Origin of the sequence: Nonomuraea longicatena (genome assembly GCF_039525605.1) — a bacterium.
Classification (GTDB): Bacteria; Actinomycetota; Actinomycetes; order Streptosporangiales; family Streptosporangiaceae; genus Nonomuraea; species Nonomuraea longicatena.
Window position 1 is genome coordinate 1 of record NZ_BAAAHQ010000087.1, and the last position, 2,725, is coordinate 2,725.

Below are 2,725 nucleotides of genomic sequence, written 5' to 3' on the forward strand. Positions count from 1 at the left end.
CCTGCCCCCGCAGCGGCCGGGGGTCTTGTTGTGTCGGGGCGTGTACACGGGCTGGAGCAACCAACTTGCAGAGCAACCAACTTGCAAGATACGGTCACCCGCGTACTACCGACGAGAGCCCCGGTTCCTTGGCCGGTCCCCGGGGCTCTCACACATCCGAGAGGGTCTAGCCCCAAGATGCGCGTTCATCGTACTCCCCGGGATCGGTTCTTCACGGTCCTCGGCAACGAGGTCCTTCAGGACCGCCGACTGTCCTTTACAGCGCTGGGCGTCCTTACCTACCTCCTGTCTCTGGAAGACGGCACACGCAACGACGTGAAGACTCTCGCCGACGAGCGCCCGGGGCCGGGGCGGAAGGCCATCGCCGCCGCCCTCGACGAGCTGGCGGCTCTCGGCTACTACGTCCGGGTTACCGCCCGCCACGAGGACGGGCGCATCCGCACGACGACGGCCATCTACGACATCCCCCAGAAGTCGGCAAAGCCGCAGGTCGTCTCGGTTCCCACTCAGGTGGGAACCGGTCAGCCGGACATCGGGGCGTCGGGAACGAACCCCTCTAAAGAAACTCCTGAGAAAGAAACCTTCCCCCCTCCCCCCGTCGAGGAGACTGCAACCCCCGCTGAGGCTGCCGTCGAGGCACCGAAGGACAGGGATGGGGGAGAGTCCTTCAGCCAAGACGAGATCGCGGCGTGTGCGCCGATCGTGGCTCGTATCGGGCGGGAGGAACCGCGCCTCACGATCGGGTTCGCCGAGATGGGTCGGGTACTTCCGGTCATCGCCGAATGGCGTAGCCGGGGTGCCAGTGACGAGCAGATCGTTCGGGCTGCTACGGCCTGGGTTCCCGAGAGGGTCAAGACGGCAGCCGGTTTCGTCGCTGCCATGCTCCGCAAGAAGATGCCCGCCCCCCTTCCTGTGGCCGACATCACGCCCCGTCTTCCGATGGTTGAATGCCCTGGATGCAAGTCGCCGAGTCGTGTACGCGGGTTGTGCTCCGACTGTCAGCCGGGCAACCCCGGAAGCCCTGGTGTCGTCGAGGATTCCCGCCACGCCATCGCCGCTGAGCTTCGCCGTCGCATGGGGTGGCAGATGGCCAGCTAGAGTCAGTCCCCCTGACGTTGCGTGGTCAGGGGGTGACACGATTCCCTGCCGGAACGCGATACACTTTGCAAGTTGGTAGACACGGATCGCAGCGTTAGCGATCATTGGCGTACAGGAAACTTCCCCTCGCAGCGATGCGGTTTCCTACGACTTGGAAGGCTGTAGCAGGATGGCTCAGGGCATTGATCGGGTCGCGATAGCGAATCTGTTGCGCCAAGGGTTGAAGTATGCCGACGTAGCAGAGCAGACCGGTTGCTCATACCGCTCCGTTGCAACCGTCGCCGAAGAGATCGGCATGTCTCGGAAGCAGCCCAGTCATAAGGATGCCGTTCCATGGACCCTCGACGAGCGACACAAGTTGTCGATGCCTGCGCAGCGATTGAGGGACCTCTCCCGGCTATCTCAGGGGCTCTATGTAGACGTGCACCGGAAGATTGGTGCGCTCCGCTGGGCTCAGCAACTTGTAGATGAGGGCTTGGACATCGCCTACGAGCCGGATCACGAACCGTCTTGGGTCAGCCCAGACGGCGGATTCTATGCAATCGAGGCGACTGCGACGCCGGGAAGGACTCACGTAGGGAAGTGGCTGAAGGCAGCAACCGGCAAGCCGGTTCGACGAACTGTACGTCAGGCGTAACCGCCCAAAAAAAGAGGGTCGCGGGGTAAACCTCGCGGCCCTTTCGTGCGTCTGGGATCGACCCGTTCCCCTGCCTTCCGCCTACATCCGTTCACTCTGGATTCTTCGCCCCTGAAGACATTCTTCACGGTTCCATCTCGGATGATCGAAAGTTCACTCTCTGATGATGAAGCATGGGCAAACCGGGGCTACAGTGCTTACGCAGAGTGTTTGAGGCACGAGTGACGAGGCGAACCGATGGGACCTGATAACCCCCTTGACATCCTTGATGTCCGCGTGACAAGCCTGCCCCACGGGATCAGGCGCACAGATACGTTCTATCCCGATGGGGTCGAGGTTGAGTTTGCGTTTCGGATGCCTGCATCCGACGCGCTGAACCAGGTAGTAGGCGAGCACACGCCGAAAGGTGCATTCCTGGTTGGCATCCATACCGACGAGGGTTCCGATGGACTGACGCGCGGGTTCTGTCAGTGGTGGCTCGTCTGTACGAGCCAATGCGGTTCCTGCCCCGTGAACACATCCGGGGTAACAGACCATCTTTGCAAGTTGGTTGAGGCGTAGAGTGGTCTTGTCCGACCGGGGATCGCGGCTCCGCTGAAGAGGGCTAGTACCTGGTCGGACAGTCGCTTGATAACTCAACAGCGGACAACACGGGGAGCCTCAAAGGACAACCTAGGAGGCACGACGATAGCTCACCGTTCCGTTTCCCAGCTAAGCAGCTTCGCCGGATGCGGTGAGGCCTACTACCTCGAAAGAGTCGCGCGAGCGCCCCAAACGCCCGCTGCCTGGTTTGCTCAGGGTACGGCGGTACATGAGGCCGTAGAGCACTGGGAACGCACCTACAGAGAACACAGTCCCGAGCAAGCCCAAGCGTGGTACTACGACGCTTGGGAACGAGAGATAGATGCGGCGCTAGCCGTTGAGCCGGACCTGTCCAAGTGGCAAGCGCCCGGCAGAACCAAGCCGCACACGGACCTGAAGAACCGCATG

The 2,725-nt window shown here is 61.9% G+C and carries 2 protein-coding genes; both read left to right on the forward strand.

Annotated elements, in window-relative coordinates:
- The first annotated feature begins 177 nt into the window (after positions 1–177).
- Positions 178–1,098 carry a hypothetical protein gene (locus ABD120_RS39335; protein ID WP_343955577.1) on the forward strand — a complete coding sequence of 307 codons (921 nt, stop codon included), beginning with the start codon at positions 178–180 and terminating at the stop codon, positions 1,096–1,098.
- Positions 1,099–2,362: 1,264 nt separating this feature from the next.
- Positions 2,363–2,725: PD-(D/E)XK nuclease family protein (locus ABD120_RS39975; protein WP_425564120.1), on the forward strand; the 363-nt coding region annotated here is incomplete at its 3' end.